Source organism: Desulfurellaceae bacterium (assembly GCA_021296095.1).
Classification (GTDB): domain Bacteria; phylum Desulfobacterota; class Binatia; order Bin18; family Bin18; genus JAAXHF01.
Window position 1 is genome coordinate 593 of sequence record JAGWBB010000070.1, and the last position, 14,052, is coordinate 14,644.

Here is a 14,052-nt window from a genome sequence, read left to right on the forward strand (position 1 = left end):
TCGCCCCGCGAGTCGGCCCAGATGCCGTGCGGCGCATAGAAGTTGCCCGGCTCCAGGCCGTGCTCCCCAAAGCGGTGCTGGATTTCCCCGTCCAGGGTCAGCACGCTGACGCACGACGGGGGCTCGTGGGGGGGCACTTCCGCGCCCAGGCCGTTCGGCATGTTGGCGACCTTGAAGCCCAACTCGGCCACAAACAGGTTCTCGTCGGCGTCGATATACAGATCGTCCGGGCGGCTCACATGGGTCCATTCGGTACGGTACTCGCCGTCGGCGCTGAACACCTGAATGCGGGAGTTCTCGCGGTCGGCGACGTAGACCGTGCCGCGCCGGTCGACCGCAATCGCGTGCGGGATTTTGAACTGGCCCGGACCGCTGCCGGGTTCGCCCCAGGAGAACAGCAGCTCGCCGTCGGCCGAGAATTTATGCACCCGGGCGTTGCCGTAGCCGTCGGCGATATACATCGCGCCGTCCGGCGCCAGGGCGACATTGGTCACCATGTTGAACGGACCGGCCGCCTGCTGGACCGGGGTGGTCCAGGCTTTGAAGCCGGTGTCGGCGGGTGTGTCTTTCTCGCCCAGGGTTTTGACCAGCGTGCCGTCGGGTTCGAACAGACGGACGGTATGGTCAAAATTGTCGGCGCAGTAGATGGTGTCATCCGGGCCGATGAAGATGCCGTGGGCGTTGGTGAACACGTCCTCTCGGTCAAAGACGATCATCGGGTGCTCGCCACGGTTAAAGGCGTACACCCGGTCCTGGGAGTCGGTGGCCACGCCCGCCACCTCGACAAACGACCAGCCCTCGGGCAGCTGCTCCCAGCCCTCGATCACTTCGTATTCCACTTTATTCGCGCCAAGTGCCATGTGACTTCCTCCTTTTCAGGGGACCCGCTGATCGAGCTGGATCACGATCCCGTCGGGGTCTTTAAACAGGGTGGTCATGACCTTGCCGCCCGGCGCCTCGCCGTAGGCGACGCTGTCGAAGACTTTTGGGGCCAGGACGATCGGCACGCCCGCAGCCTTGACCTTCTCGAAGGTCTCCTCCAGATCGTCCACCCAGAAGGCAAAATGGTGGATACCGACCTGGGTCAGATTGATCGCCTCGCCCGAGGTCGGGCGGTTCTGGGACAGGACGATGAACGTGGCGTCCGGGCCGTCCTCCCAGCGCAGGTACACCCCATGGCGACCGGGCCGCTCGGCGCCGGTGACCGTCTGGATCATGCCCCCCGGGTTCTCGTTCGGGTCGTCCAGGCTGACGCGCAGGCCCAGCAGGTCGCGGTAGAATTTCAGCGACTCGGCCATGTTGCTGACGCCAATGGCGATGTGCGAGGTCGCTCGAATTTTCATGCTTCCCTCCTCTGTCCAAATATCTCCAGGCTCTCCTGACCCGCAGCTATGGCACGCTTTGTGGCCAGCGTCCAGACATGCCGGCTCAGCCGATGTGGGCTCGTGCGCGGCGGATCAGACGGCTCTTAAGGTCGGCCAGCTGTGGTTCGAGTTCCAGCGGATACGGCTGCGGATCGCTGAGCCGGGTGACCGCCGGCGGTAAACAGCCCAGCTGGTCTTGAGCCCGCTGGCGGATCGCGGTCGGCTCGGGGCTGGTATATACGGCTTCGCCCTGACGGAAGACCGGCACCAGCAGGTCGCGCCACGTCGGCCCGGCCGAGCCGGTGACCCGCGCCGCGTCGTCAATCCCCAGCCGGGTGTCATACACCGTATCGCCGACAAAGCTCCCGTCGGTCTGATAGCGGCGCACCTGCAGGATGCCCGGGGTGGTGGTTTTGTCGTCCTCTTCCGACAGTTTGACTTTATACTGCCAGGACTGGTCCGGGCCGCGCACGGCACCGAGCTTGTAGACCCCGCCCAGGGCCGGCTGGTCGTCGGCCGTGACCAGCTTTGTGCCGATACCCCACACCTCGATCGGGCTGCCCTGGGCTTTGAGGCGGGCAATGGCGTGTTCGTCCAGGTCGTTGCTACCGACAATGAAGGCCTCAGGAAAGCCGGCCTGGTCCAGGATCTTACGCGCCTCGATCCCGAGCTGCACAAAATCGCCCGAGTCCAGGCGAATGCCGACCAGCTCATGGCCCTTGTCGCGCAGCCAGTGACCGACCCGAACCGCCCGGCGCACCCCGGCCAGACTGTCATAGGTATCGACCAGAAAGATGCAGTTGTTGGGCATGGCCTGGGCATAGGCCTCGAACGCGTCGAGTTCGGTGTCAAAGGCCATGACCCAGCTGTGGGCGTGGGTACCCCTGACCGGGATCCCGAACAGTTTTCCGGCCAACACGTTTGAGGTGGCGGCACAGCCGCCGATGTACGCCGCCCGACTCGCCGCCAGCGCGCCGTCAATGCCCTGGGCGCGGCGCAGTCCGAATTCGAGCACCGGCTCTCCCTCGGCGGCCAGGCACATGCGGGCCGATTTAGTGGCGATCAGGGTTTGAAAATTGATGATATTGAGCAGCGCGGTTTCAAGCAGCTGGCCTTGGATGAGCGGGCCTTGGACGCGCAGCAGGGGCTGGTTGGGAAAAACAGGCGTGCCTTCGGGGATGGCATCAACCGAACACGAGAGGCGCAGCCCTTGCAGGGTGTCGAGAAACTCGCGGGGAAACAGGGCTTTGCCGTCGTTGCCGGTCAGCTCGGCCAGGTAGGCGACATCCTCGGCGGTAAACCGCACGTGGCTGAGGAAGTCGATGGCGTAGGCCAGACCGCAGGCCAGGCTGAACGCGCCGCCAAACGGCTGATGGCGAAAGGACAGCTGAAACACCGCCTGCCTGTCGGCCATGCCCGACCGCCAGTAGCCGTAGGCCATGGTGAGCTGGTACAGGTCGGTCAGCAGCGCCAGGGAAGGGCGGTAGAGCGCGGACGGGATATTCATCTGAGCCCCGCGTCAGGGCCGGTCTCCGGGCGGAGCTTACTCCAGGTTGGCCTCGATCAGCATCGGTCCCGGGCTGCCGAACCCGTAGCCGAGAGCGTCGTTCAGCTCTTCGGCCGTCCATACCGCCCGCGCCTCGACCCCAAAGCCCTCGGCCAGCTTGACAAAATCAAACACGGGAGAATCCAGACCGGTCAGCGACAGGCTGGCCTCACCTGGGGTGATCTTGGCCCGTTCCAGCTCCCAGCGCAAAATGGAGTAGGCCCGGTTCTTACAGATGACGGCGGTTACGTTGTGTTTCTCGCGGGCCATCGTCCACAGGGCCTGGATGGTATACAGGGACGAGCCGTCGCCCTCCAGACACACCACCGGTCGGTCCGGCGCGGCCGCCGCCGCGCCGGCCGCGCACGGCAGACCCTGGCCGATCGAGCCGCCGGTCAGAGCCATATAGGTGAAGGGCGGGGCGCCGGCCGCCATCGGATAGTAACCAAAGCCGGCGGTCGCCCCCTCGTCCATCACAATGGCGTTGTCGGGCTGGAGGGCTGCCACCGCCTGACACATATGTCGTGGCGTCAGGGGACCGCCCGGCGGCGCTGGACGGTCGGGAGTGGGTGCCTGGCGTTCGGGTGGCGCGTCGAGCGCCTCGGCCAGGGCGATCACCGCGGCTGCCGGGTCGGCCTCGGCGCCACAGACTTCAAGCAGCTCGGCGTCTTCGGCGTACAGCCCGCTGCGGTTGTCGGGATAGCCGAAAAAGGCGACGGGTTTGGCGGCGCCGGCCAGCACCAGGGTCTTATACGGCTCCAGGACCTGGCGGGCCGGCTCCGGGGCGTAGGGAATCTTGTCCGGACACATCAGGCCGCGCCCCCGGTCCTGGACCGGCGGAAAGGTCGGGGCCAGGACCTTGCAGCCGGTGGCTTGGGCGATCCGGTCGGCCGCCCGTAAGCCTGCGGCCCGCAGCGCGCTGCCGCCCAGTACCAGCGCCGCCCCGGGCCGACTCAGCGCCCGCGCCGCGCGTTCCACCGCCTCGGGCTGGGACGGAGCGGGCTGCGAGAGTACCGGTTGGGGGAGGGGCTGGCTGACCTTTGCCCACTGCATATCGCCGGGCAGGATCAGGGTGCCCGGACCGCTCGGCCGCTGGGTGGCTCTGGCAATCACCTCAGCCATGTCGGCGGCAGCCTCCTCTACCCTGGTCGGCGTTTTGACAAAATGGGCCATGGGCTGGGCCAGGGTTGCGATGTCGGAGGTCAGCGGCGCGTCTGCGGCGATGTGCCACGTGGCGTGTTCTCCAACGACTGACACGACGGGTGAGTTGGCTTTGCGGGCGTTGTGCAGATTGGCCAGGCCGTTGGCCAGGCCGGGACCGAGGTGGAGGAGGGCCAGGGCTGGCCGGCCGGTGATCCGGGTGTAGCCGTCCGCCGCGCCCGTACATACTCCCTCGAAGACGGACAGGACGGAACGGATCTGGGGGCAGCGATCGAGCGCTTCGACCAGGTAGAGTTCGGTCGTCCCCGGATTGGCAAAGCAGACATCGATGCCGGCTGCGGCCGCGGTTCGAATGACCGCCTCAGCTCCTGTCATTGCGGTGTTCGGTGGTGTCCCCGTGTGTTCGGTCGCCATAGCAACTCCTCCTCTCCCGAGAACATGCTGGACAGCGGTCGGGGAGTCAAGCTTTGCGGCGGGCCGCACGCCTGGACACGCGGGTTGAATTTTGGCGTCGTGCCTCGTACCTTTCGTCTGTATGCATCTGGAACTCTTCAAAGTCTTCTGTGACGTGGTCGAGACGGGCAGTTTTTCCCAGGCGGCGTCCAAGAATCTGCTGACCCAGTCTGCGGTCAGCCAGCAGATCCGCAGTCTCGAAGCCCACTACAACCGGCAGCTGGTCGAGCGTTCTCGGGGACGCATCCGACTCACCCAGGCCGGGGAAGCCCTGTACCAGGTCGGGAAGCAGATCTCCCAAAAATATCGCCAGATCGAAGAGGAGCTGCAGGCCCTGTCGCACACGGTGGCCGGGAGCGTACGGGTCAACACGGTCTACAGTGTCGGGCTGTACGAGCTGTCCGCTCCGCTCAAGCACTACCTCCAGACTTTTCCCGAGGTCGAGGTCCACCTCGAGTACACCCGGGTCAACAAGATCTACGAAGACGTGAGCCGTGGGGATATTGACCTGGGCATCGTGGCCTACCCCAGCAAACGCTCCCAGATTGTGGTGACGCCGTTTCGTGAGGATCGGCTGGTCCTGGTGTGTGCCCCGCAGCACCCGTTTGCCGCCCTCAGCAGCCTGCCGATGAAAAGCCTGGACCGGGAGAAGTTCGTCGGTTTTGAGCGCGATATTCCGACCCGCCGGGCGCTGGACCGGATTTTTCGTCAGCACCATGTCCGGGTGCAGTACACCACGGAGGTGGACAATATCGAAACCGTCAAACGGATCGTCGAACTCGGCTCAAGCCTGGCCATTGTCCCTGAGCCGAGTATTGTGCAGGAGGTCCAAAACAACACTCTGAAGGTGATTCCCTTTGCCGACGAGGTGGTGATGCGACCGCTGGGGATCATCTCCAAGCGGGGCCGTCGTTTCACCCCCGCAGTACAGGAGTTCGTGCGCTTCCTGCGGGGCGTGTCGAGTTAGCCATGAGTCTCGCGTTTGCCCGCGGTGTCGCGCCGGTGGGCTCGACTTCAGCCGGCTTGTCTCTTATTATACTAACAATATGTGTTTATATGCCTGTGCTCGTGTGGTGCGGCTGGCTCTGCCCCGAGGAATCGCCGCTATGTCTGCATCCGAGGGCGGCAGATGCAAAATGCCAGCTCATGAGGAAGGCAAACCCCGAATGAGGGCCGGCGGGCCGTTGACGAGGACTCGCGGAAGCCGGTCCACGACGCAGGACCGCCCGTTGGAGAGCAGGACTGTGGACATCATCGGATTCTCCTGGCAGGAAAATCCTGATTCAGCTTCCCCTGTGATGACATGCGAGACGCACGGCTCGTTATGAACTGAGCCCGGCGACGGATCGTGGCCGGGACGCGACGGTTTCTGGAAGCGGACTAGGTCGCCCCAGTCCGGTCGGTCATCCAGGTTCGGGAACCGTGACAGCCTGTTCTGACGGCTCCGTCGCTGCACCCAGGAACGCCTGTCGGGCTAGACAGGCTTGGGAAATTTTGGCATTTTACCCCCTATTCTCATGCTGGACGAAGGGTCAGGCTCTGGAGCATACGCTATGGCACGAAAGAAAATTGCACTGATCGGCGCGGGCAATATCGGGGGCACTCTGGCCCACCTGTGTGCCCTCAAGGGACTCGGCGATGTGGTTCTGTACGATGTGATTGACGGCCTGCCCCAGGGCAAGGCCCTTGATCTGCTCGAAGCCGGACCGATTGAGGGCTACGACGTGAACCTGACCGGCACTACCAGCTACAGCGATATCCAGGACGCGGATGTCTGCATCGTGACCGCCGGGGTGGCCCGTAAGCCGGGCATGAGCCGAGACGACCTGCTGGGCATCAACTGCAAAATCATGCGCGAGGTCTCGGAGAACATCGCCAGCTATGCGCCGAACAGCTTTCTGATCGTGATTACCAACCCGCTCGACGCCATGGTGACCCTGGCCAAACGTGTCACCGGCTTTCCCAAGAATCGGGTCGTCGGCCAGGCCGGAGTGCTCGACTCGTCGCGCTACCGGACCTTCATCGCCCAGGAACTGAACGTGTCGGTCAAAAACGTGACCGCCATGGTCCTGGGTGGCCACGGCGACGATATGGTGCCGGTGCGGAGCTACTGCCAGGTCGGCGGTATTCCGATTGAGCGGCTGATCGCGGCCGACCGGCTTGAGGAGATTGAGAACCGGGTCCGCCAGGCCGGCGGCGAGATTGTGGCCCTGCTCAAGACCGGCTCGGCCTTTTATTCGCCGGCTTCGGCTGCGGTCCAGATGACCGAGGCCTACCTGTACGACAAGAAGCACATCCTGCCCTGTGCAGCCTACCTCGAAGGCGAGTACGGGATTGAGGATGTGTATTTTGGCGTGCCGGTGAGCATCGGAGCCGGTGGGGTCGAACGGGTCGTGGACATTGCGCTGAGCGACAAGGAAAAGCAGGAGATGCAGGTGTCGGTCAGCCATGTCCAGGAACTGGTCGCCGCCATGGACACGGTCTTGGCGCAAAACGCATAGGGCCAGGAAACCGCAGCTGTGGACAGCGCGGGCCTGGGCTCCACGTCAGTCACGAAAGCTCAGGACGAGAAAGAGAGCCTTGATGACCGATCCTGACCCGGAAAGAACCCTCCACGCTCTTTCCAAACGTAAGGGAAAGTATGGCACCTGTGCATGACATCCTCATTATCGGCGGTGGCGGGGCGGGACTCCGGGCTGCTATCGCCGTGGCCGAGATTAATCCTCAGCTCGACATCGCCTTGGTGTCCAAGGTCTACCCGATGCGCAGCCATACGGTTGCGGCTGAGGGCGGAACTGCAGCGGTCATCAAAGAGAATGACAGCATCGAAGATCATATCAACGATACGATCACCGGTTCCGACTGGATGGCGGACCAGGATGCGGTTGAGCTGTTTGTCAACGAGGCGCCGGCCGAGTTGATCCAGCTGGAGCACTGGGGCTGTCCCTGGAGTCGGGAGCCCGATGGCCGGGTTGCGGTTCGCCCGTTCGGCGGAATGCGGATTGAGCGCACTTGGTTTGCCGCCGACAAGACCGGTTTCCACCTGCTGCACGCGCTGTTTCAAACCTCGCTGAAGTACACCTCGATCACACGCTACGACGAGAGTTTCGCCACCAAGCTGCTGGTCGAAAACGGTCGCTGCCAGGGGGTGACCGCGGTTGAGCTGCGCAGCGGCATGGTCCAGCCGGTGCTGGCCAAGGCGGTCATCATGTGTACCGGCGGGGCCGGCCGGATCTTCCCCTTTACCACCAACGGGGCTATCAAGACCGGTGACGGCATGGCTCTGGCCTATCGGGCCGGGGTGCCGCTGAAAGACATGGAGTTCGTCCAGTACCATCCGACCGGCCTGCCGGGGACGGGCATCCTGATTACCGAGGCCGCCCGGGGCGAGGGCGGCATCCTGGTCAACAAGGACGGCCACCGCTACTTGCAGGACTACGATCTGGGCAAGCCGCTGGATGTCAACGACCCCGGCCACCCGCAGAAACGGACCATGGAACTCGGTCCGCGCGACAAGCTGTCGCAGTGCTTTGTCAAAGAGCACGACAAGGGCAACACCATGCCGGGGCCCTATGGCGACGTGGTCCACCTTGATGTCCGCCACCTCGGCGAGGAGAAGATCGACAAGAAGATTCCCTTCGTCCGCGAGTTGGCCAAGAACTACGCGGGGATTGATCCGGTCTACGAGCCGATTCCGGTCCGACCGGTGGTGCACTATATGATGGGCGGGATCCACACCGATATTGAGGCGGCGACCCCGCTGCCGGGGCTGTATGCGGCGGGCGAGTGCGCGTGTGTCAGCATCAACGGGGCCAACCGGCTCGGCTCGAACTCGCTCACCGAACTCCTGGTGTTTGGCGCCCGGGCCGGCCGTGCGGCCGCGACCTTTGCCCAGGAACAGCCGGAGTGTGACACCCAGGCGCTTGAGGCTCAGGCCAGAGACGAACAGACGCGTATCCAGCAGCAGTTCATTGGCAAGACCGACGGCACCGAGCGCCTCTCCAGTCTGCGGGCCGAGATGACGGCGACCATGGAAGCCGGGGCCGGTATCTATCGGACCCGGGACTCGCTGCAAGAGACCTGTGATAAGGTGTCCGAACTCAGGGAACGGTTTGCCAACATTACCCTCGACGACCGCAGCCTGACCTTCAATACCGACCTGACCGCCGCCCTGGAGCTGGAATGCATGCTGGATGTGGCCGAGGCCGTGGCCTATTCCGCAGTCGCGCGGACAGAGTCGCGCGGCTCTCACCAGCGCACCGACCATCCCCAGCGCGACGACGACAACTTTCTGGCCCACTCGATGGCCTACCGCAGCGACGATGGCCCGCCCCGCATCGAGTATCGGGATGTGGTCATCACCCGCTGGCCGCCCGCTGAACGAAAATATGGAGATTAACAATGGCTGAGCGCAGCATCACGCTGGAGGTCTTCCGCTACCGGCCGGAGGTCGAGCAAGAACCGACTTTCCAGACCTACACCGTGCCCTACCGCGAGGACTGGGTTGTCCTGGACGCGCTGAACTATGTCAAGGATGAGATGGACGGCAGCCTGTCCTACCGCTGGTCGTGCCATATGGGCGTGTGCGGCAGCTGTGGCATGATGATCAATAACGAGCCCAAGCTCAGCTGCGCAGCCTTTCTCCGGGACTACTATCCCCAACCGGTCCGGGTCGAACCGCTGGCCAATTTTCCGGTCGAACGCGACCTCGTCATCAACATGGATGACTTTATGGCCAAGCTCCAGGATGTCCAGCCGTGGCTCATCCGCGAGGAGGAGAAACCGGTTGCCGAGGGCGAGTATTTGCAGAGCCCGGCCGAGCTGGCCAGCTATAAACAGTTCAGCATGTGCATCAACTGCATGCTGTGCTACGCGGCCTGCCCGGTCTACGGTCTAGACTCGTCCTTTGTGGGGCCGGCGGCGATTGCCCTGGCCCAGCGCTACAACCTCGACTCGCGCGATCAGGGCGAGGACGCCAGGCGAGAGGTGATCTCAAAGCACGAGGGCGTGTGGGAGTGCACCTTTGTGAGCGAGTGTTCCGTGGTCTGTCCCAAGCACGTGGACCCGGCCGGAGCCATTCAGCAGGCCAAGGCTTCCGGGGCAATTGACTGGTTCAAGTCCATGCTGCTGCCGAGGGGATCGCAATGAGTGAGCCGTACCACCGCCCGATATCCGCGTCCACCTGGTGGCTTGCCAAGCGCAACTACGTGCTGTTCATGCTGCGCGAGCTGACCAGCGTGTTCATCGCCGTTTTTCTGGTCGTCTTCCTCGTCCAGCTGGCCGAGTTGGCCGAGGGAGCCGAGGGGTATGCGGCGGCGGCGGCGCGGCTGGCCTCGCCGGGCTGGATTGTGTTTCACCTGCTGGTCCTGGTTGCCGCGCTCTACCACAGCATCACCTGGTTTAACCTGACCCCCCAGGTCATCATCGTGCGTCGGGGAGAAGAGCGTGTGCCGCCGGTTGTGATCGCCGGTGCGCACTACCTGGCCTGGCTGGTGGTGTCGGTTGTGATCCTGTTGATCGTCCTGAGGAGCTGAAGTTATGGCCAAGTCGGGCGAAGCGTTCTGGTGGTCTCTGTTTTCGGCCGGGGGCATGGTTGCCGCCCTGCTGGTGCCGATCCATGTCGTGCTGAGCGGTATTGCGATTCCCCTGGGCTGGATATCGGCCGAATCCCTGGCCAGCCTGGTCGCCCATCCGCTGACCAAGCTCTACCTGCTTGTGCTGTTCTCACTGACGTTTTTTCACTGTGTGCACCGCATCCGGCATACCCTGTACGATACGGGTATGCGCGGCTATCAGATGCCGATTGCGGTCATCTGTTATGGCGCGGCCATTGTCGGGACGGTGGCGACCGTCTTTGTCCTGCTGGCGATCTGAACGTTCTGCCTGATCTTCTTTCCCGGGATCGGCCATCAACATCAGCAAAGGGTAAGGTATGAAAACGAGAACCGAGACGGATAGCATGGGGGCAATCGAGGTTGCTGCCGACCGATACTGGGGCGCCCAGACCGAGCGTTCGCGCACCAACTTCCCCATCGGTGTCGAGCGTTTCCGTTTCACCCGGCCCATCATCCGGGCCATGGGCGTGCTCAAGAAGAGCGCCGCCCTGGCCAACGGCGAGCTGGGACAGCTGCCCCAGGACAAGGTCGAGCTGATCGTGCGGGCGGCCGACGAGGTGATCTCCGGTGCCCTCGACGATCATTTCCCGCTGGTGGTCTTCCAGACCGGCTCGGGTACCCAGACCAATATGAACACCAACGAGGTGATCTCAAACCGGGCCATTGAGCTGGCCGGCGGCGAGATGGGTTCAAAGAAGCCGATCCATCCCAACGATGATGTCAACCGCGGCCAGAGCTCCAACGATACCTTTCCCACCGCCATGCATATTGCTGCGGTCGAACAGCTCGAAGACGTGCTGATTCCGGCCGTCAGTCAGCTGGCCGCCACCCTGCACGCCAAGTCCGAGCAGTTCGGCAACGTGGTCAAGGTTGGCCGTACGCATTTGCAGGACGCCACCCCGATCACCCTGGGACAGGAGATTGGCGGCTGGGCGGCCCAGCTTGACGCCGCCCTGGCCGACGTGCGTCGGACGATTCCCGGCCTGTGCGAGCTGGCGATCGGCGGAACTGCGGTCGGCACCGGCCTCAATGCCCATCCCCAGTTCGGCGACCTGGCCGCGGCCAAGATGTCGGCCGAGACCGGACGGTCGTTCATCTCGGCGCCAAACAAGTTCGCCTCCCTGTCGGCCCACGACGCCATGGTCACCGCCAGTGCCTCGCTGCGCACCCTGGCCGGAGCGCTGATGAAGATCGCCAACGACGTGCGCTGGCTGGCCTGCGGCCCGCGGGCCGGTATTGCCGAGATCCTCATCCCCGAGAACGAGCCGGGCTCTTCCATCATGCCCGGCAAGGTCAACCCGACCCAGTCCGAGGCGCTGACCATGGTCGCTGTGCAGGTGTTCGGCAACGATGCGGCCGTGGCCTTTGGCGGCTCGCAGGGCAACTTCCAACTCAACGTCTTCAAGCCGGTGATGGTGCACAATCTGCTCGAATCCGTCCAGCTCATTGCCGACGCGTGTGGGGCTTTTCACGACCACTGCGCGATCGGGATCGAGCCGAACACAGAACGGATCGAGAAGCATTTGCAGGAATCGCTGATGGTGGTGACCGCCTTGAACCCTCATATCGGTTATGAGAAGGCGGCCGAAATCGCCAAGAAGGCGCACAAGGACGGATCAAGCCTCAGGGAAGCGGCCCTGGCCTTGGCCCATGTGACGGCTGAGGAGTACGATAAGTGGGTCCGACCCGAAGATATGGTCGGACCCAAGGGCTAGTTCGGCCGACCGGCCGCCTAGACCGGCAGCTTGGTCATCACCTGCAGGGTTTCATCCTCGACACATTCTTCGATCGCCGGTGCCCATTTCTGGAACTCGGGATCCTGTGAGGCCTTTTCCAGGGTCGTCTGGACAGCGTTGGCATCGGGCAGCTCCCAGACGTCAACGACGGTGTGCAAACGCCCGATGACGTTGAAGTAACTCCCGTGCAGCTTCCAGCCGCCGTGCTTCTCCAGCAGCGGGGCCAGCTGTCCGAGCACCTCGGTAAACTGCTGTACCTTCCCCGGCCGCAGCTTAATATGGGCGAATAGGTAGGCCATAGTGCGTTCCTCCTTTTGGGAATGATACGGCCGACACTAGCGGAGCCTCTGTACCTCGTCAAGCTTTGGCGGGGTTGATTATGGACGGCTCTGGGCCGGCCGGTGCTGTTGATCGCCGAGTTCGCCTGACCGCAGCGCTGACTCTTGTCGGTGAGCGGGCAGGAGGCGTTCCGGGTCTGGTTCGGGGCCGGCGCTTTGGGCCGTCCGGCGAAAGAGCCCGTGCGTGACGCTCCGGGAACGAATCCGTCCCCCGGCCACCCGTCTCTCCCCTCAGGCAGAACCTTCCCCTCGCCCACTGGTTTGCCCGCTCTGGCATCCCGGAGGCGAATGCCGACTTTTTGCGATCATCCCCGCAATTTTGCTAGCGCAATAGAAGACCTGAGTTCGTACACTGGGTGGCAAAAAGCGTCGGTGAACCAGAGGACAGCGCGGGCCGACACGCCTGAGAACCGTGGTGAAGCGAACAACGGCTCCGGCTGGTGTGCAAGCTGCCCGTTGCCGAAGCGCCGCGCACTCGTGTCCTGGGAAGTGGAGGAGAGAATTTTGTCAGCCCTCAGCTCGAGAGCCGAACGGACTCAAAAACGACGCAGAGCCTTGCTCGACACTGCCAGGAAGTTGTTTGCGAAGCACGGGTACGAAGAGACCTCGACCGAAGAGATTGTCCGCAGTGTCGGGGTGACCAGAGGCACGCTGTACTCTCAGTTTCGCGACAAGGCCGCTCTCTTCGCCGCCGTCTATCAGGAGCAGCGGGCCGCTCTGGCCCAGTCCATCGGCGAGTGTATCCAGGTCGCCGATGGCGCTCCGCGGCAGCAGGCCGTGCTCGCGGTGTGCCGAGCCTTTATTGAAAAGGCCGCAGACCCGCAGGTGCGGCGCATTCTCTTTGCCGATGGCCCGGCAGTCCTGGACCAGGATGTGATCCGAGAACCCGATCCCGCCCTGCTGCTCCTCCGGCAGGCGTTCGAGCCGTTGATGGCCGAGGGCGTGATTGACCCGCTGCCGCTTGACCCGCTCATCCACCTGGTATGGGCAACGTGTTTCGAAGCGGGCACCTATATCGCCAGCGCAGACGATAGTGCCGCAGCCCAGCAGGAAATGATCGGCACGCTGGAGCGTCTGCTCACCGGGTTGTGGTCCAGATCCCAGGCCGTTTGAGGCTCCGAGCACGGTCCGACCGCACCAAGCCGACCTAGTCCCCTTCGCGCATTGACCCCGGTGGTCCGGGCGCTGGTCAAACACGGCCATCGGCTCACTGTCATGGAAGACCGCCAAGCGGTGGGGGGACGGGGATTCGTCTGGATCGGCCAGGCTTCCGATCAGCCTTGTATCCAGGAAGAAGATGAAACCGGACCTTGGTCTGTCCCGCCGCAGAGGCTATCATCTCCGGCCATGAAGCGGACCCTGGTTTTCTGTGTTGTTGGATGCTGCACCCTGCTTGCCTCACTGGCGGGCATGGATGCGCCCGCCAACGGAACTGTTCCAGAACATCCCGACCCATCTGCCGCCCTGAATGTCGGCGCCCCGGAGATCCGAGCCGCCGATCTCCAGCGCCATATCGAGACCTTAGCCTCTGAACAGATGGCCGGCCGGCTGACCGGTACGGCCGGTGAGCGCGCCGCGACAGCCTACGTGGCCGCCCTGTTTGAGGGCTTCGGCCTGACTCCGGCGGGCGATGACGGCACCTACTTCCAGGCCTTTCCTTTTACGGCTGGCGTCTCGCTCGGGCCGAGCAATACCCTGCTGAGCGAGCTTCCAGACCGAGACGGTCGGACAACACCGCAAGCCGGACCGGCCTATGTGGTCAACCAAGACTGGCGTCCGTTGACCTTTTCCAAAACCGGCCGGTTCGAGCCTGCGGGAGTCGTGTTCGCCGGCTATGGC

At 63.7% G+C, this 14,052-nt stretch carries 14 protein-coding genes; 9 read left to right on the forward strand and 5 right to left on the reverse strand.

Annotation, left to right across the window (positions count from 1 at the left end; all coding sequences use genetic code 11):
- The 4 genes from J4F42_15885 to J4F42_15900 form a co-directional block, all read right to left on the reverse strand.
- A partial coding sequence (locus J4F42_15885; GenBank protein MCE2486995.1) for a hypothetical protein occupies positions 1 to 860 on the reverse strand: 860 nt, incomplete at its 3' end.
- A 15-nt stretch (positions 861 to 875) separates the two neighbouring features.
- Positions 876 to 1,343, reverse strand: coding sequence for a VOC family protein (locus tag J4F42_15890; GenBank protein MCE2486996.1), 468 nt, complete (start codon positions 1,341 to 1,343; stop codon positions 876 to 878).
- An 85-nt stretch (positions 1,344 to 1,428) separates the two neighbouring features.
- Positions 1,429 to 2,871 (reverse strand): nicotinate phosphoribosyltransferase, encoded by a 1,443-nt coding sequence (locus tag J4F42_15895; GenBank protein MCE2486997.1) that lies wholly within the window; start codon positions 2,869 to 2,871, stop codon positions 1,429 to 1,431.
- 36 nt (positions 2,872 to 2,907) lie between these two features.
- Positions 2,908 to 4,485 (reverse strand): acetolactate synthase large subunit, encoded by a 1,578-nt coding sequence (locus tag J4F42_15900; protein MCE2486998.1) that lies wholly within the window; start codon positions 4,483 to 4,485, stop codon positions 2,908 to 2,910.
- A 121-nt stretch (positions 4,486 to 4,606) separates the two neighbouring features.
- Here J4F42_15900 and J4F42_15905 point away from each other — a divergent pair, with 121 nt between their 5' ends.
- The 7 genes from J4F42_15905 (at position 4,607) to fumC (ending at position 11,854) form a co-directional block, all read left to right on the forward strand.
- Entirely contained in the window at positions 4,607 to 5,491 is an 885-nt protein-coding gene (locus J4F42_15905; GenBank protein MCE2486999.1) for a LysR family transcriptional regulator, read from the forward strand.
- 586 nt (positions 5,492 to 6,077) lie between these two features.
- Positions 6,078 to 7,025: a malate dehydrogenase gene (gene mdh / locus J4F42_15910; GenBank protein ID MCE2487000.1), complete on the forward strand. Its 948-nt coding sequence runs from the start codon at positions 6,078 to 6,080 to the stop codon at positions 7,023 to 7,025.
- Between the two features lie 140 nt (positions 7,026 to 7,165).
- Positions 7,166 to 8,923 carry a fumarate reductase (quinol) flavoprotein subunit gene (gene frdA, locus J4F42_15915; protein MCE2487001.1) on the forward strand — a complete coding sequence of 586 codons (1,758 nt, stop codon included), beginning with the start codon at positions 7,166 to 7,168 and terminating at the stop codon, positions 8,921 to 8,923.
- A 2-nt stretch (positions 8,924 to 8,925) separates the two neighbouring features.
- Positions 8,926 to 9,672: a succinate dehydrogenase/fumarate reductase iron-sulfur subunit gene (locus J4F42_15920; protein ID MCE2487002.1), complete on the forward strand. Its 747-nt coding sequence runs from the start codon at positions 8,926 to 8,928 to the stop codon at positions 9,670 to 9,672.
- Positions 9,669 to 10,058 carry a hypothetical protein gene (locus J4F42_15925; protein MCE2487003.1) on the forward strand — a complete coding sequence of 130 codons (390 nt, stop codon included), beginning with the start codon at positions 9,669 to 9,671 and terminating at the stop codon, positions 10,056 to 10,058. The genes J4F42_15920 and J4F42_15925 overlap by 4 nt, the downstream gene beginning before the upstream one ends.
- 4 nt (positions 10,059 to 10,062) lie before the next feature.
- Positions 10,063 to 10,398 (forward strand): hypothetical protein, encoded by a 336-nt coding sequence (locus J4F42_15930; GenBank protein ID MCE2487004.1) that lies wholly within the window; start codon positions 10,063 to 10,065, stop codon positions 10,396 to 10,398.
- 58 nt (positions 10,399 to 10,456) lie between these two features.
- Positions 10,457 to 11,854: a class II fumarate hydratase gene (fumC, locus tag J4F42_15935; GenBank protein ID MCE2487005.1), complete on the forward strand. Its 1,398-nt coding sequence runs from the start codon at positions 10,457 to 10,459 to the stop codon at positions 11,852 to 11,854.
- A gap of 17 nt (positions 11,855 to 11,871) precedes the next feature.
- Here the strand turns inward: fumC and J4F42_15940 are convergent, their stop codons facing one another.
- Positions 11,872 to 12,174 carry an NIPSNAP family protein gene (locus tag J4F42_15940; protein MCE2487006.1) on the reverse strand — a complete coding sequence of 101 codons (303 nt, stop codon included), beginning with the start codon at positions 12,172 to 12,174 and terminating at the stop codon, positions 11,872 to 11,874.
- Positions 12,175 to 12,789: 615 nt separating this feature from the next.
- On the opposite strand from J4F42_15940, the gene J4F42_15945 reads away from it, so the two are divergent.
- Together J4F42_15945 and J4F42_15950 are read left to right on the forward strand one after the other, a co-directional pair.
- Positions 12,790 to 13,326: a helix-turn-helix transcriptional regulator gene (locus tag J4F42_15945; GenBank protein MCE2487007.1), complete on the forward strand. Its 537-nt coding sequence runs from the start codon at positions 12,790 to 12,792 to the stop codon at positions 13,324 to 13,326.
- Between the two features lie 297 nt (positions 13,327 to 13,623).
- A partial coding sequence (locus J4F42_15950; protein MCE2487008.1) for a hypothetical protein occupies positions 13,624 to 14,052 on the forward strand: 429 nt, incomplete at its 3' end.

What these genes read in the sequence shown, in the direction of transcription:
- J4F42_15890 (MCE2486996.1), bottom strand. Translation starts at nt 1,343, where the DNA reads ATGAAAATTCGAGCGACCTCGCACATCGCCATTGGCGTCAGCAACATG.
- J4F42_15895 (MCE2486997.1), bottom strand. Translation starts at nt 2,871, where the DNA reads ATGAATATCCCGTCCGCGCTCTACCGCCCTTCCCTGGCGCTGCTGACC.
- J4F42_15900 (MCE2486998.1), bottom strand. Translation starts at nt 4,485, where the DNA reads ATGGCGACCGAACACACGGGGACACCACCGAACACCGCAATGACAGGA.
- J4F42_15905 (MCE2486999.1), top strand. Translation starts at nt 4,607, where the DNA reads ATGCATCTGGAACTCTTCAAAGTCTTCTGTGACGTGGTCGAGACGGGC.
- mdh (MCE2487000.1), top strand. Translation starts at nt 6,078, where the DNA reads ATGGCACGAAAGAAAATTGCACTGATCGGCGCGGGCAATATCGGGGGC.
- frdA (MCE2487001.1), top strand. Translation starts at nt 7,166, where the DNA reads ATGGCACCTGTGCATGACATCCTCATTATCGGCGGTGGCGGGGCGGGA.
- J4F42_15920 (MCE2487002.1), top strand. Translation starts at nt 8,926, where the DNA reads ATGGCTGAGCGCAGCATCACGCTGGAGGTCTTCCGCTACCGGCCGGAG.
- J4F42_15925 (MCE2487003.1), top strand. Translation starts at nt 9,669, where the DNA reads ATGAGTGAGCCGTACCACCGCCCGATATCCGCGTCCACCTGGTGGCTT.
- J4F42_15930 (MCE2487004.1), top strand. Translation starts at nt 10,063, where the DNA reads ATGGCCAAGTCGGGCGAAGCGTTCTGGTGGTCTCTGTTTTCGGCCGGG.
- fumC (MCE2487005.1), top strand. Translation starts at nt 10,457, where the DNA reads ATGAAAACGAGAACCGAGACGGATAGCATGGGGGCAATCGAGGTTGCT.
- J4F42_15940 (MCE2487006.1), bottom strand. Translation starts at nt 12,174, where the DNA reads ATGGCCTACCTATTCGCCCATATTAAGCTGCGGCCGGGGAAGGTACAG.